Consider the following 15,221-nt stretch of genomic DNA (forward strand, 5'->3'; position numbering starts at 1 on the left):
CGCAAGCGCGCGGCAGCCCGAGGCCGTTGTGCGCCGCATTATATTGCAAATAAGAGTCGTTATCATTCCGAAAACGAGAGATTTGTCGTAACGCAACGTCTGACGCGCGTCAGGCTTTTGAATCGCGCTTTATGCGAGGATCCTCGGATTTACGAAGTCATTGAACGTGCCGACCGCGCATCGGCGACGGCGGCCGAATGACGGCGCGCCGCGCGCTTCCTGAACCAGATGATGAGCCCCGTCGCGCTGAGCACCGCGACTGCGATGCCCACGGCGCTCACGAGAATCCGTCCGCCGAGGCCGACGATGCGCCCCGAGTGCAGCGGAAACTGCGCCTGCATGAAGATGTCGCCGGCCGAGCCGCGGCCCGGAATCGTCGATCCCGCGAGCGCGCCCGTCTGGGCGTTGTAGTACAGCCAGGCGTTGCCGAGACCGACGTCGCCGTGATCGTGCCCCGGCGCGAAGAAACCGACGCCGTAAGCCTTGAACATCGGCGCGTAGTAGAGCGCGCCCGGCGGTTCGGTCAGGTTCTCGCGTTTCGCGTCGCGGGCGGCCATCTCCAGAATCTGCTCGCGCGTCGCTGGCGCCTTGCCCGGCGGGCCGGCGCGCACGAGTTCGGGGTTGTCGAGGAAAGAAGGCGAAAGCTTCGAGAACATCGATACGACCGGGCGCATCACGGGTTCGGAAAGATTCATCGAGATCGAGGTGAGCGCCATGACGAGCAGAAGGCCCCAGATCCACACGCCGCCCGAGCGATGCAGGTCGAACGTCAGCGCGTAGCCGCCGCGCTTCACGCGGAACGCGAACGACTTGCGCCACGCCTTCACGCTCGGAAACGACAGAATCAGCGCGATGCCGCTATCGAAGAACCAGAGAATGCCCACGATGCCGATGAGCCACGTGCCGATATCGAAGCCGCCGACGACCGGCAAATGCAGCGTGTAGTGCAGCTTGTAGAGGAACGGCATCAGATCGATGCGCGCGAGCGACACCGCGCCCCACATGCGCTGCGCCTGCACCTGCCCCGTCGCGGGATCGACGGCGATCTGGTTGTACGGCACGTCGAACGGCGCGTTCGTCGCCGGATTCGTGCGCGGCATCACCATCATCTGCGCGGTGTGCCCCGGCTCGATGCCGAGCGGCAGGTACGTCACCTCGACGCGCGGATCGGCCGCTTCGACGCGCCGCGCGAGTTCGAGCGGCGGAAGCGCGGGCGCATCGGTGCGCGCGTTGAAGAACGACGGATTCAGCAGCGCGTCGATCTCGTGATCCCACGCGATGATCGCGCCGGTCAGACCCGAGACGAAGAGAAAGAGCGCGGTCGCGACGCCGAGCCAGCGATGCAGGCGAACCAGAACCGGCCTCATGCCCGCTCCTCGGAGCGATAGTCGTGCGCGACGGCGATCATCTTTTCGACGTGATGTAAATAGGAATTGTTCGCAATTCTATCGACGACTGATCGGCCACACAAGCTTCTCGTAAGCTGCTTACCGATTTTTTGTCGCGAATCCGTGCCGACAGTGGAGCAAAAGTTTACAAGCTCGCGATGTTCAGGGCAGAATGCCGTCGCCCGATAATGCGAACGATTCGCATTTAAAACAACTTCAAACGACGACGGACAGACCATGAAATCAGCGACGCGTTCGCGCGCATTCCCGGCCACATCGACGATGCGGCCTTCGACCCTCGCCGCCCTGCTGCTCTTTGCGATGAGCCAGTCCGCGATGGCGCAAGGCAGCGACGGCGCGCAAGCCGCCGATCAACCCCACGAGGCGTCGCTGCCGGCGGTGTCCGTCACCGCGTCGCAGGACACGCTACAGCATCTGCGCGACGACGTGTCGAGCGGCGCGCTCGGCTCGCGCACGCAACTGGAGACGCCCTTCTCGACGACGATCGTCACCGGCGAGGAGCTCGCCGACCGGCAGGCCAACAAGCTCGGCGACGTCTTCGCGCAGGACGCTTCCGTGTCGGACAACAGCAATCCGTACAACGCGTGGGCGAGCTACATCACCGTGCGCGGCATGCAGCTCGACTGGCAGAACGGCTTCAAGCTCGACGGCCAGCCGTACAACGGTTACGGCATCACGATGCCTTACGAGCAGCTCGAAAGCGTCGAACTGCTGAAAGGGCTGTCGGGCTTCATGTACGGCTTCGGCGCGCCGGGTGGCGTCGTGAACTACGTGACGAAAAAGCCGCCCGCGACCGACAGGCAGATCGCGAGCGTCGATGTCGGCTATCGCTCGACGTCGGTCTGGACCGAGCATCTGGATCTCGGCGGGCGCGTCGGCCCGGACAGCGTGGTCGGCTACCGCTTCAACGCGACGCACGAGGAAGGCAAGACGTACAACGACGGCAACGTGCGGCGCGATTCCTTCTCGCTCGCCGCCGACGCGCGCCTGACCCGCGATCTCACCGCGACCTTCGGCGCGCTGTATCAGGAGCGGCATGCGTCCGGCATCACGACGGCGATTTCGACCGCGCGATATACCGGCACGTCGCTGCCAGCGACGCTGTCCGGCGGCAGCAGCACGCTGCAGACGCCCGATCAGCATCTGAACACCAACCTGCAGATCTACACCGCCGGCCTGCAGTACAACCTGAGCCCGGACTGGACGCTCTCGGCGACGTACAGCTTCAGCAAGAGCACGCGCTATCGCAACGAAGGCACCTGGTATCTGCTCGATCAGGCAGGCGATTACGACGACTATCGCTTCGAAGGCAAGGAAGGGCATCAGCTGAACACGTTCCGCGTGATGGCCGAAGGTCTCGTGAAGACGGGACCGCTCAGGCATCAGCTCGTGTTCGGCGCTGATTACCAGAAGCAGACGACCGACTACGGCGCGAACTCCTTCTATGCGCAGCTCGGCACGGGCAACCTCTATCAGCCGAACGTGAATCGTTACGACAGCTCCGGCTTCTACACCTATCGCGCCGCCGACGTCACGCAGAAGGCGCTGTTCGCGAGCGACACGATCGCGCTGACCGAGCGCTGGTCCGTGCTCGGCGGCCTGCGCTACACGAACTACGAGCAGCACGGTTACGGCCTCGACGGCAGCACGTCGTCGACGTACACGCAAAACGGCGTGCTCACGCCAACCGTCGCGCTGATGTACAAACTCACGCCGGGCACGACGCTCTATGCGAGCTATGTCGAATCGCTCGAAGCGGGCAACGTCGTCGGCGACACCTATGCGAACGCCGGGCAATTGCTCAAGCCGCTGCGCAGCAAGCAATACGAAGTCGGCGTGAAGAGCCAGAACGCACGCTGGAGCGCGACGGCCGCGCTGTTCCGCATCGAGCGCGGCGCGCAGTATGCCAACAGCGACAACGTCTTCGTCGAGGACGGCGAGTCGATCTTTCAGGGTGCCGAAGCGGGCGCGGACGTGCGTCTCGGCCGGGACTGGACCGTCGGCGCCGATCTGATGTGGATCGCGACGCACTACGAGAAAGGCTCGACCAACAACGGCAATCGCGTCGCGGGCGCGCCGGGATTCGTCGCGGCGGCGCACGTGAATTACGCGGTGCCCGTCGTTCCGGGCCTGACGCTCGGCGCCGATGCGAAATTCACCGGCAACACGAGCCTCAGTCCGTCCGGCGACATCAAGGTGCCGGGCTATCTGGTGATGAACCTCGGCGCCACCTACACGACGCGCATCGCCGGACATAACGTCGGGCTGCGCGCGGCCATCGACAATCTGACGAATCGCCGCTACTGGGAATTCCAGTACGCCGATTACATCCAGCCGGGCGAGCCGCGCACGCTCTCGCTCAACGCGCGCGTCGAATTCTGATCCTTGCCGCGCGACATGCCTTGAAATAACTGGTCCGAGAGGCCCGCCCCTTGTGCCGCAAGGCTTGGCGGGCGGGCCGTGACATTCCGTGAAATAGTTTGCGCGTGGTTTTTAACCGGGCCGATCGCCACAATGGGTTCATTCGCAACCACCCACCAAGGCGAACAATCATGGAACTGGAACTGCTCGGAAAAATCTCGATGTACGTGATGGGCATCGTCCTCACCGCGTCGCTGCTCGAGGCCGTCGTCCTGCATTTCAAGTACAAGGGCACCGACAAGGCGTTCGACTGGCACGAGACCTGGATCTCGCTCGTCGATCTCGTCGGCCGCAAGCTCCTCGCGTTCCTGCCGCTCTCGCTCGCGACGCCCGTCTTCAACTTCGCGTGGGAGCATCGCATCCACACGGTCACGACGAACACGGCGCTCACGCTGTTCCTGCTCTTCATCGGACAGGAGTTCTGCTACTACTGGTATCACCGCGCGTCGCACACGATCCGCTTCTTCTGGGCGAATCACGCGGTGCATCATTCGCCGAACCAGTTGACGCTGTCGTCGGCGTATCGGTTGGGCTGGACCACCAAGATCGCGGGCTCGGCCATCTTCTTCACTCCGCTCGTGTGGTTCGGCGTGAAGCCCGACGTGGTGCTCGCGGTCGTGTCGATCAACCTCCTCTATCAGTTCTGGCTGCACGCAACGTGGATTCCGAAGCTCGGCTGGCTCGAATATGTGTTCAACACGCCGTCGGCGCATCGTGTGCACCATGCATCGAACGCGACATATCTCGATGCGAACTTCGGCGGCGTGCTCGTCATCTTCGATCGCCTGTTCGGAACGTACGTGGAAGAGCGCGCCGATGAGCCGTGTGTCTACGGCCTGACGACGCCGGTGACGTCGCATAACCCGATCGTCGTCGAGATGCAGCACTGGGTCAGCCTCGCGAAGGACATGTACAACGCGAAGAGCGTGTCGGATGCGGTCGGCTTCCTGCTGCGTCCTCCGGGCTGGCTGCCGAACGGCGAAGGCGACACCACCGAAGAATTGCAGAAGCGCGCCAAGTCGATCGAACAACAACCGGCCCACGCGGGCCGATAACGAAAGCCTCCCAGCGGTACTTTCGAATCCCGATGTCCGGTTCAGCGCCGGCATCGGGTTTTTTCATTTGCGGCGCTGGATCGTCGCAGCCGCCGCGCCCGCCGCCGCAAACGCGCACGCGGCGGAGAGCGCGGCGACGGCGCGCAACGCATCGGCGATGGCATCGGCTTGCGCGCGGGCGAGCGGCGCCGATGACGCTTCGGACGTCGGCTGGGCGTCCAGCGCGCGCATGCTGTCGCGCGGTACATGCAGCCGATCGAGCCGCGCCGACAAAGCCGCGTCGTGCGACCACACGAACACGATGCCGAGCACCGCGATCGCGAGCAGGCTCGCCACGCGCGCGACCGCGTTGTTGATGCCCGACGCGATGCCCGCGCGCTCGCTTCCCGCCGATGCCATCACGGTCGTCGTCAGCGGCGCGACGGTGATCGTCATGCCGAGCCCGAGCACGACGAGCGCTGGCAGAAAGCCCATCCAGTAGCTGCCCGCGACGAACGGCAGCGCGAGCATCGCGAAGCCCAGACCCGCCACGCACGGACCGGCGATCAGGAGCGCACGCGCGCCGAAGCGGCTCGTCAGCCCGCCCGTGAAACGCGACAGCAAACCGATGATGAGCGGCATCGGCAACACCGCCGCGCCCGCTTCCGTCGCGGTGAAACCGTATGCGCGAATCAGCGTGTACGGCAGGAAAAACAGCACGCCGCCGAGCCCGAAGTACAGCAGCAGCGTGACGATATTCGCGCCGCTGAAATCGCGCGAACGGAAGATGTCGAGCGGGACCATCGGATCGCGCGATTTGGCTTCGATCGCGATGAACGCGGCGAGCAGCACGATGCCCGCGCCGATCATCCCGAGCACGAGCGGATCGGCGAAACCGCGCGACGGCGCTTCCGTGAGACCGTAGGTCAGCATCGCGAGGCCCGCTGCCGTGCTCGCCGCGCCGGGCCAGTCGAGGGTTGGCGGCGCGTCGGCGTCGTGGCTGTCGGGCACGGAAGCCATCGCCAGCGCGATCGTCGCGGCCGCGAGCGGCACGTTGAGGAAAAAAATCGCGCGCCACGAAAATGCATCGACGAGCCAGCCGCCCGCCGCCGGACCGACCGACGACGTGATCGCGCCGACGCCCGCCCACGTGCCGATCGCGCGCCCGCGCGCCTCGCCGTCGAACACCGCGCCGATGATCGCAAGGCTGCCCGGCACGAGCAGCGCCGCGCCGATGCCCTGCAATGCGCGCGCCGCGATCAGCCAGCCCGTGCCCGGCGCGAAGCCGCACGCCGCCGACGCGACCGTGAAGATCGCGACGCCCGCGACGAACACCTTGCGCCGTCCGAGCTTGTCGCCCATCGCGCCGCCGACCAGCACGAGCGCGCCCAGAAACAGCAGATACGCGTTGACGACCCACTGCATCGCCGCAATGCTCGCGCCGAGTTCGCTCTGGATCGACGGCAGCGCGACGTTGACGACCGAGCCGTCGATGAACGCCATGCTCGATCCGAGAATCGTCGCGGACAGCGCGAGGCGCTTGCGATGGCACGGCTGATCGGCGGCGACGGGTTGCGCGCGGATCGCGAGTTCGTCGCAAGGACTCACGGGCGAGGCGACGGCGTGCACGCGTTGCGGGTTGTTCAATGGCGCTCCTGGTCGACGAATCCGCGGATAGAAGAGGCTAACCGGTTCTGCATTTTCACGCCCGCGACGTGGTTGGCACGCTCGCGCGCACGCCCCGGCCCGGCGGGTTAAGCTAATTGCTTCACTCGCATCGGGATGCCGCCATGAGTCGAACAGACGGAGTCGCGCAAAGCCGATGGCTCGTAGATGCGCGCGAGGAAATCGCCGCCGCGCTTCGGACTTCCGACGAAGCCTGGCTTCACGACATGAGCATGCGCTGGGGTTGCCGTCTCGCGATGCTCGTCGCGGATTTCGGCGTGCGCGTGATGCTGCGTGAGGAAGGCGTCGTCATGAAGCTCGAGCCGCCGCCGGAGGTCGACAGCGCGCTCATCGAGTTCTGCGAAGGGAAGGCCGATTCGCTCGCGCGCGCCGCGTGGATCAAGCTGTCGAAGTTCGAAGAGCACGCGATCGCCGTGCTCGAAGCGAGCGCGCTCATTCAGGGCGATGCGCAATGCACCGCCTGCCGCGAAACCATTCTCGCGTGGCGTCAGATGCTCATCGCCGCGAACGAGTGGCCGCGCGAGGAAGCCGATCCGTACATCAGCCACGCCTGCCGGCCGATATTGAAGCAGTTCATGAATCTCGCGTCGTGCGCGACGGACGGGCATCAGTTCGAGCTCGCGCGCGCAGGCGATTACGAAGAGACATGGCGCGAGTTCGAGACCTTCTGTTCCGATGAAGATGCGCCGCCCGTGACCGGCTGGGGCCGCAAGTATCGGCATCGGGCAAACGCATTGCCGATGCCTCGTGCGTTCGAAGTCAGAACCGATGCCGCAAGCCGACCGTCGCTTCGACCTGATTGCTCGTCGACGATGGCGCCGTGAGGCCGTTGATCCAAGCCACACCCAATGGCGAATTGGCGCTGGCGCTCACGCCTTGCCATACGCCCTGGATGTAGACATCGGTGCGCCGCGAGAAGGCATAGCCGGCCATCGCGCTGACCTGATTCCAGTGCGGATTGCCCGCGCCCGCGAGCCCGCCCGCGCGCGAATACGTGTACGCGGCCGAAAGTTCGACGGCGGGCGTCAGCGCGTAGCGCACGTTGCCTTCGAAGTTCTGGACATGCGTCGAAGAGCCGGTCTGGAACAGCTCCGTCAGATTCGTCTGCGTATAGACGAGGCCCGCCACCGCCGGGCCGATCGCGTAGCTCACGCCCGCGCCCCACGTCTGCTGACGGCCCGCCAGCGCGCCTAGCGGAACGGCCGTCGTCGTGAGCACGCCCTGTAGCGAAGAGCCGGTCGTATCGGTGACGGCGCCGTTGGTGTTCAGCTGCCCCGGCGTCGCGGCGTCGCTGTTCAATTGCAGGAAGCCCGCGCCGAAACTAAGCGGTCCCCACATATACGACATGCCGAAGCTATACGCACGATTGTTCGAAAATCCGCCGGCCTGGTTCGAGAAACCATATAACGCACCGAGCTTGAATCCCGCGAAATCCGGGCTCTGATACTTCACGGCGTTGTTGATCTGGAACGAATCGTTGAGGTTATCGATATCGAATGGATGTGCGAAATGCGTGCCGCCATACTCCGTGCCCGTCAACGATAGTGGCGCGACGAAATCGACCATGTCGTCGGTCTGACGGCCGAACGTGATAACGCCGTAATCGCGGCTCGACAAGCCGACATACGCCTGCCGGTTGAAGAGGCGGTTATTCACCGACGATTGTCCATTGTTCAGATTGAAGCCGCTTTCCAGATTGAAGATAGCTTTCAATCCCCCGCCGAGATCTTCAGCGCCGCGCAAGCCCCATCGGCTGTATTGGACTGGGCCGCTTTTAAGTTCCCAATTGCTGTGGCCGCCGCCGGTCGGCGTGATCTGATTGTTCGAGTACGTGATGCCGGCGTCGATGAGGCCGTAGAGCGTCACGCTGCTTTGCGCGTGGGCCGCGCCCGCGCAAGCGATCATCGTGGCCGCACCGCTCATAAGCAACTTTTTCATTTGCCGAGGCTCCATCGATGTCGGGTAAAGACACGCATGCCTCATCCACTTTATGCGACCGAAACGATAACCGGCAACCTGAAAATATCGCGCGCGAGCACGGGCTCGGGCGTTCGCTTAAAAGTCGTGGCGCACCGAGAATGTCATGCCCTTTTCATGCTCGTGATTCACGCCGAGCTGCGGATTGGCAGAGAAATGCCAATCGTCCGTGTCGTTCGTGATGTCGTCGCGCGGCTGCACCCGAACGGGCGCCGAATTGGGCGATAGCGGCAAGGGATAAGCCCGCGCGAGCTGGCTCAGATCGGGATGAACATTTCTTTCGTACTTCGACAATGCGATGGCGTCGAGCGCGTCCATCGTGCCCTTGAATGCATATCGCGGATGACGAGGCCCGACGCGAGACACGCTTTCCGTCGAGACAATGGCTGGCGCGGGAAAGAACAGCACATTCGCCGCCACGCGCTGATTGGGAATCAGGCGAGCCTGTTCGCTGGCTGATGCGAAGCTGCCGACAACAAAAGCCATGATGCCGGCGACGCAATACCTTCGGATAAGACGTGTCATCGAATGCCCGAAAGACGCTACGGTCGAATGAAATTCAGCGCTCTTAAATCATTTTAATTCATTTGGCGGTGCGTTTCCTGACAATGACGCCATCGAATCGTAATCACGAATTGTGCAACGAATCGAAATGTGATTCTCGAATTGCATGACGGGTTTCACAACTGTGCGCGCAGCATCTATCTTGAAGAGCGGATCGACTCCGATCACGCATCTTCCGGAGACCACATCATGTTTGCGCGCAAGCTCCGACTCATTGCCTTGTCCACTGCAATACTCGTCTGCGCCATACCGAATGCCTCTTTCGCAACGGAACAGGCACAACAACGCCGCGCGGGACGCGACGTCCGCCAGGACACGCGACAGCACGCACGCCATACGAAACAGGATTGCCGCGCGGCGAATCAGCAATCGAACGCGAGTTGCCGTCACGACAAACGCGACACGAAGCAACAGGGACGACAGGCAGCACGCAATATCAAGTATTGATGTGCGGGACAGGTTGTTTCCTGTCCATAGCATTCCCGCAATCGCCGATGAACCTTCAATGAAAGGAGACCTCGTGATGAGCAAGCACTCCAGAAATGGCGCGTCGCATTCTTCTGCTCTCGAAGGCGATGAACTTCGCCTCGTCGATGCGTGGTGGCGCGCGTGCAATTATCTTTCGGCGGGCATGATCTTTCTCGCCGATAACCCGCTGCTGCGCGAACCGCTGAAGGCCGAACACGTCAAGCACCGGCTGCTCGGGCACTGGGGCGCGAGTCCCGCACTGTCGTTCGTATGGGCGCATCTGAACCGCGTCATCAGGCGCGACGACATCGACGTGATCTTCATGGCCGGCCCCGGTCACGGCGCGCCCGGCGTGCTCGGTCCCGCGTATCTCGAAGGCACGTATTCGGAGGTCTATCCGGACAAGAGCGAAGATGCCGAAGGCATGCAGAAGTTCTTCAAGCAGTTTTCCTTTCCGGGGCATATCGGCTCGCATGTGACGCCCGAAACGCCGGGATCGATCCATGAAGGCGGCGAACTCGGCTATAGCCTTTCGCACGCTTATGGCGCGGCACTGGACAATCCGGAGTTGATCGTCGCGTGCGTCGTCGGCGACGGCGAAGCGGAAACCGGTCCGCTCGCAACGGCGTGGCACTCGAACAAGTTCATCAATCCCGCGCGCGATGGCGCGGTGCTGCCGATCCTCAATCTCAACGGCTATAAGATCGCGAATCCGACGATCCTCGCGCGCATCGGTCATGACGAGCTGGAGGCCTTGTTCGTCGGTTATGGTTATCGGCCTTATTTCGTCGAGGGATCGGATCACAACGAGATGCATAAGAAGATGGCGGAAACGCTCGATGCCGCGACCGCCGACATCCGCGCGATCTGGGACAAGGCGCGCAACGATGGCCATGTGAAACGGCCGCGCTGGCCGATGATCGTTTTGCGCACGCCGAAAGGCTGGACCGGTCCGAAGGAAATCAACGGACATAAGGTCGAAGGTTCATGGCGCGCCCATCAGGTGCCGTTCTCCGACGTGCATAACAATCCCGCGAATCTCGCCGTGCTCGAACGCTGGATGCAAAGCTATAAGCCCGAAGAACTCTTCGATGAAACCGGCCGCCTGCGTGAAGAGATCAGATCGATCGCGCCCGTTGGCACACGGCGCATGAGCGCGAATCCGCATGCGAATGGCGGCACGTTGCGCAAGGAACTCAAGCTGCCCGATTTCCGCGACTATGCCGTCGATGTCGGTCAGGCCGGCAAGCTCCTGCACGAAAATACCCGTCCGCTCGGCGCATTCCTGCGCGACGTCATGCGCTGCAACATGGACCGGTTCCGCGTGTTCGGCCCCGATGAAACGGCCTCGAATCGGCTTCAGGCGATCTATGAAGTCAGCAAGAAAGTCTGGATGGCCGACCTTCTACCCGAAGACGAAGACGGCGGCGAGTTGTCCCGCGACGGCCGCGTGATGGAAATGCTTTCCGAGCACACATTGCTCGGCTGGCTCGAGGGTTATCTGCTTTCAGGGCGGCACGGTTTCTTCCACACGTACGAAGCGTTCGCGCATGTCATCGATTCGATGTTCAATCAACATGCGAAGTGGCTCGACATCTGCAAGAACCATGTGCCCTGGCGCGCATCGGTTTCGTCGGAAACGATTCTGCTTTCATCGACGGTATGGCGGCAGGATCACAACGGCTTCTCGCATCAGGACCCGGGCTTCATCGATCTCGTCACGAACAAGAGCCCTTCGGTCACGCGCGTGTATCTGCCGCCCGATGCCAACACACTGCTCGTCGTGGCCGATCAATGTCTGCGCTCGACCGACTGCATCAACATCATCGTCGCGGACAAGCAGAAGCATCTGCAATTCGCGACCATCGACGAAGCGATCGTTCATTGCGCCAAAGGCATCGGCATATGGCGGCGCGCGAGCACCGATGAAGGCGAGGAGCCCGACGTCGTGCTCGCCTCTTGCGGCGATGTCGCGACGCAAGAAGCGCTAGCCGCCGCGGCGATCCTGCGCGAGCAGTTGCCCGAATTGAAATTGCGCTTCGTGAACGTAGTCGATCTCTTCAAGATGCAGCCCGACACCGAGCATCCGCACGGATCGAGCGCGCGTGAATTCGATAGCCTCTTCACGCTCGACAAGCCTGTGATCTTCAACTTCCACGGTTATCCGTGGCTGATTCACAAGCTCGCTTATCGCTTTCACAATCACGAGAATCTGCACGTTCGCGGCTATAAGGAAAAAGGCAACATCAACACGCCGCTCGAACTGGCGATACTCAATCAGGTCGATCGTTTCAATCTCGTCATCGATGTGCTCGATCGCGTGCCGCGCCTCCAGGCAAGGACCGCGCACTTGAGGGAGGACATGAAGAACGCGATCATCCGTCACCTCGATTACGCGCATACGCACGGCACCGACAAGCCGGAAATCGCCGACTGGGTATGGCCCTTCTGAATCACGGAGATTCCTTGAGCACGCGAAGATCCGGCTGCACGGCGCCATCCGCTGCATGCCGGGTCTGAGCCTGCGAGCGTTCGTCGCTCTCCTTCGATGTCTGGATGTGCATCTGCGGCAACATCATCTCGATGCCCGCTTCATCCATCTTGAGTTTGAGCCTCGCATTGAAGGCGCGCGCGACGCTCCATTGCTGGAGCGGTTTCGTCTTGATCTGCCCTTTCACGACGATGCAGTTCGACTCGAAGCGATCGAGTCCCCACACTTCGACCGGCCCGATTATTTCGTTGCGAAAGCGAAAGTCGGCCATCATGTCGGCGCCCACTTCGTTGATCATGCGCGTGATGTCGTCGAGCTTCGCCGAGAACGGCACGCGCACTTCGAACACGGCATTCGCGAAATCGCGCGACAGGTTCTTCACGATCTTGATCTGCGAAAACGGAATCGTGTGAACCGCGCCTTGTCCGTCGCGCAGGCGCACCGTGCGGATCGTCAGGTCCATCACGGTGCCCGCGTGTCCGCCGTCGATGTCGATCCAGTCGCCGACCGAAATCGTCTCCTCGACGATGATGAACAGCCCCGTGATCAGATCGGTGACGAGCGATTTCGCGCCGAAGCCGACCGCCAGGCCGATCACGCCGGCGCCCGCGAGCAGCGGCGTCAGGTTGATGCCGAGACTCGCGCACGCGACGATGGCCGCGAGGCTCGCGACCGTCACGAAGATGCCATTGCGCACGAGCGGCAACATCGTGCGGGCGCGCACGCCGGGACTCAGTGCCTTGTTGCGCGAACTGTTCTGGCCGAGCGCTTCGAGTATCACGGTATCGAGCACGATCCAGATGAACCACGCGCCGAACACCGTCGCGACGACCGCGATCAGCGCGTGCCTGAAGCCGGGCGTCATCGCGCTGTGCCTGATGAGCCGCGCGATCGGTCCGCTCCATAGCTCGAGCTCGAAGCGCAGATAAGCCAGCCAGATCAACAATACGATCAGCGTGCATCCGAAGCGCAACAGGCGCGTGAGATGCGGCGCGCGGCGCTGCGCGCGCGTGTCGCGCCGGCGCGTCAAATGCAGCAGCAGCGCGGACGCGAACAGCGTAAGCACGAGCAGCGCCGCGCTCAATAACGACGGCCGCAGCACGTCGCCTTCCGCGCCGCGCCCGTCGATGATCGCGACCACCGATGCCACCGCGATCAGCAGTATCGGGATATGCCATAGCGACGCGAGGATATCGAGCGCTTCCGTCGCGAACTGATGATCGCGCCTGCGCGCATACGGCCGATTGCGGATCAGATGCGTCACGGGCCGCCGGTAAGCGAGCGCGAAATAGCCGCACAGCAACGCGGCGGCGAGCCCCGCGAAGGTCGAGATGATGCCCGCGAGATTGGGGCCGAGCTGCCGCGTGACATCGGCGTTGGCGGTGGCATCGCCGAGCGCGCCGGATGCGCCGATCGCAAAGAGCGGCCAGAGCGTGCGCGTCAGCAGTTGCTGCACGGCCACGCGCCGATGCGCCGTGCTGAACACCGAAAACACGATCATGCAGATGGCCGAGAAGATCGAGCCCGCGACAATCGCATAAGCAATGACGAGCCCGAGCGTGCGGCCGAGCGCATCGGGCATCGCGCGCACGAAGAGCAGCACCGCGATGAACGCGACGACCCACGGCCCCGTCTGACGCAGCGCGAACGCGAGCAATTGCGTCGATGTCGGATTCGGCGCGAGCGCGACGTCGCGGCCATAGCGCGCGAAGATGCGCCGCTGCACGCGGATCAGCAAGAACGCGCACAGGCCCCATCCCGCGAGCGTCGCGCCCATGCCGCTGACGATCCTGCCGAACGATTCGCCTTTCGCGCCCGTGACGACGGCCTGCAATTCGCCCGCGGCCGCACTGCCGCGCGCGGTCCAAAAACGCATCGGCGTGAGCCCTTCGCTGAGATTCGTTTCGACGGATGCAATGCCCGATGCGATCGCGCCTAGAAGATCGGCGTTGGCGGGCGCTGGCGTGGCGGGCGCGGCGCTCTGCGTCGCATCGCGTAACGCTTTCAATTGCGTGACGAGCGCGCTGCGTTGCGCGTCGTTGTCGAGCGTGCCGATGAGGTTGTTCAGCGAACGCACCATTTCGGCCTGACTCGCGGACGACGGCGCGGACGCCGCGGTCGCATCGGCGGGCGTCTGCGGCGCGATGAACTTCTGCATCGCACCGGTCAGCGGCGCGGCCATCGCCGGAAACACGCACGAACATCCGATCAAGACACCGAGTGCCATCAGGACACGCCTCGCATCGATGCGCCGCGTGAATGCGCTCATGGAGTCGCCCTCCAGGATCATCGCCGTTGCGCGAGATCGCGAACGGCTCTCGCGCAAAGATTAGCGTATCGAATTCAGGCGTGCCATCAGGCTGTCCTATTCGGCGGCGCCGCTCAGCACGACACGCCGGAAGAATTGCGCGAGGACGTCCTCGGCGAATTGCGCCGGCACCGACTGCGGGTCCGACGAATAGAAGAACTGCACGCCGTCGCACAGCGCGATGAGGCCGAGCGCCATCTGTTCGGGCGGCATGGTGAGCGGCGTGCCCACGCGTTCGGAAAAAGCGCGGATGTAATCGGTCGTGGTCTGACGCAGTTCGCGCATCAGCGCATTGAAGCTCGCGCGGAACCTCGCGTCGCGGCTCGCGTGCAGCTTCGCTTCGACCCACAGAAGAAAGCACGCGTTGTTCTGATAGCACTCGCTGTAGTACTGCAGCACGCGCGCTTCCATGTCGGCGCGCGACGCCTCGCCATCTTCGAAAATCGTGGAGAGGCGCTGCATGATCGTGTCGTGATCGCGCTTGAGCACTTCGAGCAGCAACTCGGCCTTGCTAGAAAAGTTCGAATAGAACGCACCGCGCGTGTAGCCCGCGTCGGCGGCTACATCTTCGACGCTCGATGCGCCGAATCCTTTCTTCGTGAAAACCGCTTGCGCAGCGTCGAGCAGACGCTGGCGCGTCTGGTCACGGCTCTGCTCGCGGGTGAGACGGACTGGTTTCATGCGCGCAGTGTAGCACCGCAGGGCTTACGAATCCGTCTTTGCATTCAGATACAAGTGTGTATTAGAATTCACTTCGTATTTGCGTCCGGGTCGTCGAAACCCTTGCCGGACGGGGCTTTCAGGTCGATGCATCAATCCGCCCCATTCAGGCTCGTTTCTCGAAATTGCTGCCGGACAGCCCC

Annotated in this window: 11 protein-coding genes; 5 read left to right on the top strand and 6 right to left on the bottom strand. The window is 63.0% G+C overall.

Annotation, left to right across the window (positions count from 1 at the left end; translation table 11 throughout):
- Nucleotides 1–149: 149 nt before the first annotated feature.
- On the bottom strand, nucleotides 150–1,367 hold the full coding sequence (locus tag NCR93_RS18770; RefSeq protein WP_175979524.1) for a PepSY-associated TM helix domain-containing protein: 1,218 nt from the start codon (nucleotides 1,365–1,367) through the stop codon (nucleotides 150–152).
- Nucleotides 1,368–1,625: 258 nt separating this feature from the next.
- Between NCR93_RS18770 and NCR93_RS18775 the strand changes: the two genes are divergently transcribed.
- Both NCR93_RS18775 and NCR93_RS18780 read left to right on the top strand, forming a co-directional pair.
- On the top strand, nucleotides 1,626–3,791 hold the full coding sequence (locus NCR93_RS18775) for a TonB-dependent siderophore receptor (RefSeq protein ID WP_175979525.1): 2,166 nt from the start codon (nucleotides 1,626–1,628) through the stop codon (nucleotides 3,789–3,791).
- A 170-nt stretch (nucleotides 3,792–3,961) separates the two neighbouring features.
- Nucleotides 3,962–4,885, top strand: a complete 924-nt coding sequence (locus NCR93_RS18780) for a sterol desaturase family protein (RefSeq protein WP_008352862.1) — start codon at nucleotides 3,962–3,964, stop codon at nucleotides 4,883–4,885.
- A gap of 63 nt (nucleotides 4,886–4,948) precedes the next feature.
- On the opposite strand, the gene NCR93_RS18785 is transcribed toward NCR93_RS18780, so the two are convergent.
- Complete coding sequence (locus tag NCR93_RS18785) at nucleotides 4,949–6,511, bottom strand: MFS transporter (RefSeq protein ID WP_175979526.1); 1,563 nt, start codon at nucleotides 6,509–6,511, stop codon at nucleotides 4,949–4,951.
- A 143-nt stretch (nucleotides 6,512–6,654) separates the two neighbouring features.
- Between NCR93_RS18785 and NCR93_RS18790 the strand changes: the two genes are divergently transcribed.
- The gene (locus tag NCR93_RS18790) at nucleotides 6,655–7,374 is read left to right on the top strand and encodes a hypothetical protein (RefSeq protein ID WP_175979527.1); all 720 of its coding nucleotides are present in this window, start codon (nucleotides 6,655–6,657) and stop codon (nucleotides 7,372–7,374) included.
- On the opposite strand, the gene NCR93_RS18795 is transcribed toward NCR93_RS18790, so the two are convergent.
- The gene (locus tag NCR93_RS18795; RefSeq protein ID WP_008352860.1) at nucleotides 7,310–8,488 is read right to left on the bottom strand and encodes a porin; all 1,179 of its coding nucleotides are present in this window, start codon (nucleotides 8,486–8,488) and stop codon (nucleotides 7,310–7,312) included. The two genes, NCR93_RS18790 and NCR93_RS18795, sit on opposite strands and share 65 nt — an antisense overlap.
- Before the next feature lie 117 nt (nucleotides 8,489–8,605).
- A complete protein-coding gene (locus NCR93_RS18800) occupies nucleotides 8,606–9,013 on the bottom strand; it encodes a hypothetical protein (protein ID WP_008352859.1) in 408 nt (135 codons plus the stop codon).
- Nucleotides 9,014–9,280: 267 nt separating this feature from the next.
- Here NCR93_RS18800 and NCR93_RS18805 point away from each other — a divergent pair, with 267 nt between their 5' ends.
- Together NCR93_RS18805 and NCR93_RS18810 are read left to right on the top strand one after the other, a co-directional pair.
- On the top strand, nucleotides 9,281–9,538 hold the full coding sequence (locus NCR93_RS18805) for a hypothetical protein (RefSeq protein WP_033536715.1): 258 nt from the start codon (nucleotides 9,281–9,283) through the stop codon (nucleotides 9,536–9,538).
- Between the two features lie 76 nt (nucleotides 9,539–9,614).
- Complete coding sequence (locus NCR93_RS18810) at nucleotides 9,615–12,011, top strand: phosphoketolase family protein (protein WP_008352857.1); 2,397 nt, start codon at nucleotides 9,615–9,617, stop codon at nucleotides 12,009–12,011.
- A 1-nt stretch (nucleotide 12,012) separates the two neighbouring features.
- Here NCR93_RS18810 and NCR93_RS18815 read toward each other — a convergent pair whose 3' ends face one another.
- Nucleotides 12,013–14,319 carry a mechanosensitive ion channel family protein gene (locus NCR93_RS18815; protein WP_175979528.1) on the bottom strand — a complete coding sequence of 769 codons (2,307 nt, stop codon included), beginning with the start codon at nucleotides 14,317–14,319 and terminating at the stop codon, nucleotides 12,013–12,015.
- A gap of 96 nt (nucleotides 14,320–14,415) precedes the next feature.
- On the bottom strand, nucleotides 14,416–15,039 hold the full coding sequence (locus NCR93_RS18820) for a TetR/AcrR family transcriptional regulator (RefSeq protein WP_008352853.1): 624 nt from the start codon (nucleotides 15,037–15,039) through the stop codon (nucleotides 14,416–14,418).
- Between the last annotated feature and the right edge of the window lie 182 nt (nucleotides 15,040–15,221).

The sequence above is a fragment of the Caballeronia sp. ATUFL_F1_KS39 genome (genome assembly GCF_023630985.1).
Classification (GTDB): domain Bacteria; phylum Pseudomonadota; class Gammaproteobacteria; order Burkholderiales; family Burkholderiaceae; genus Caballeronia; species Caballeronia zhejiangensis.

Excerpts from the sequence above, each read along its gene's own strand:
- NCR93_RS18775 (WP_175979525.1), top strand. The coding sequence starts at position 1,626 with ATGAAATCAGCGACGCGTTCGCGCGCATTCCCGGCCACATCGACGATG.
- NCR93_RS18780 (WP_008352862.1), top strand. The coding sequence starts at position 3,962 with ATGGAACTGGAACTGCTCGGAAAAATCTCGATGTACGTGATGGGCATC.
- NCR93_RS18805 (WP_033536715.1), top strand. The coding sequence starts at position 9,281 with ATGTTTGCGCGCAAGCTCCGACTCATTGCCTTGTCCACTGCAATACTC.
- NCR93_RS18790 (WP_175979527.1), top strand. The coding sequence starts at position 6,655 with ATGAGTCGAACAGACGGAGTCGCGCAAAGCCGATGGCTCGTAGATGCG.
- NCR93_RS18770 (WP_175979524.1), bottom strand. The coding sequence starts at position 1,367 with ATGAGGCCGGTTCTGGTTCGCCTGCATCGCTGGCTCGGCGTCGCGACC.
- NCR93_RS18800 (WP_008352859.1), bottom strand. The coding sequence starts at position 9,013 with ATGGCTTTTGTTGTCGGCAGCTTCGCATCAGCCAGCGAACAGGCTCGC.
- NCR93_RS18815 (WP_175979528.1), bottom strand. The coding sequence starts at position 14,319 with ATGAGCGCATTCACGCGGCGCATCGATGCGAGGCGTGTCCTGATGGCA.
- NCR93_RS18795 (WP_008352860.1), bottom strand. The coding sequence starts at position 8,488 with ATGAAAAAGTTGCTTATGAGCGGTGCGGCCACGATGATCGCTTGCGCG.
- NCR93_RS18810 (WP_008352857.1), top strand. The coding sequence starts at position 9,615 with ATGAGCAAGCACTCCAGAAATGGCGCGTCGCATTCTTCTGCTCTCGAA.
- NCR93_RS18820 (WP_008352853.1), bottom strand. The coding sequence starts at position 15,039 with ATGAAACCAGTCCGTCTCACCCGCGAGCAGAGCCGTGACCAGACGCGC.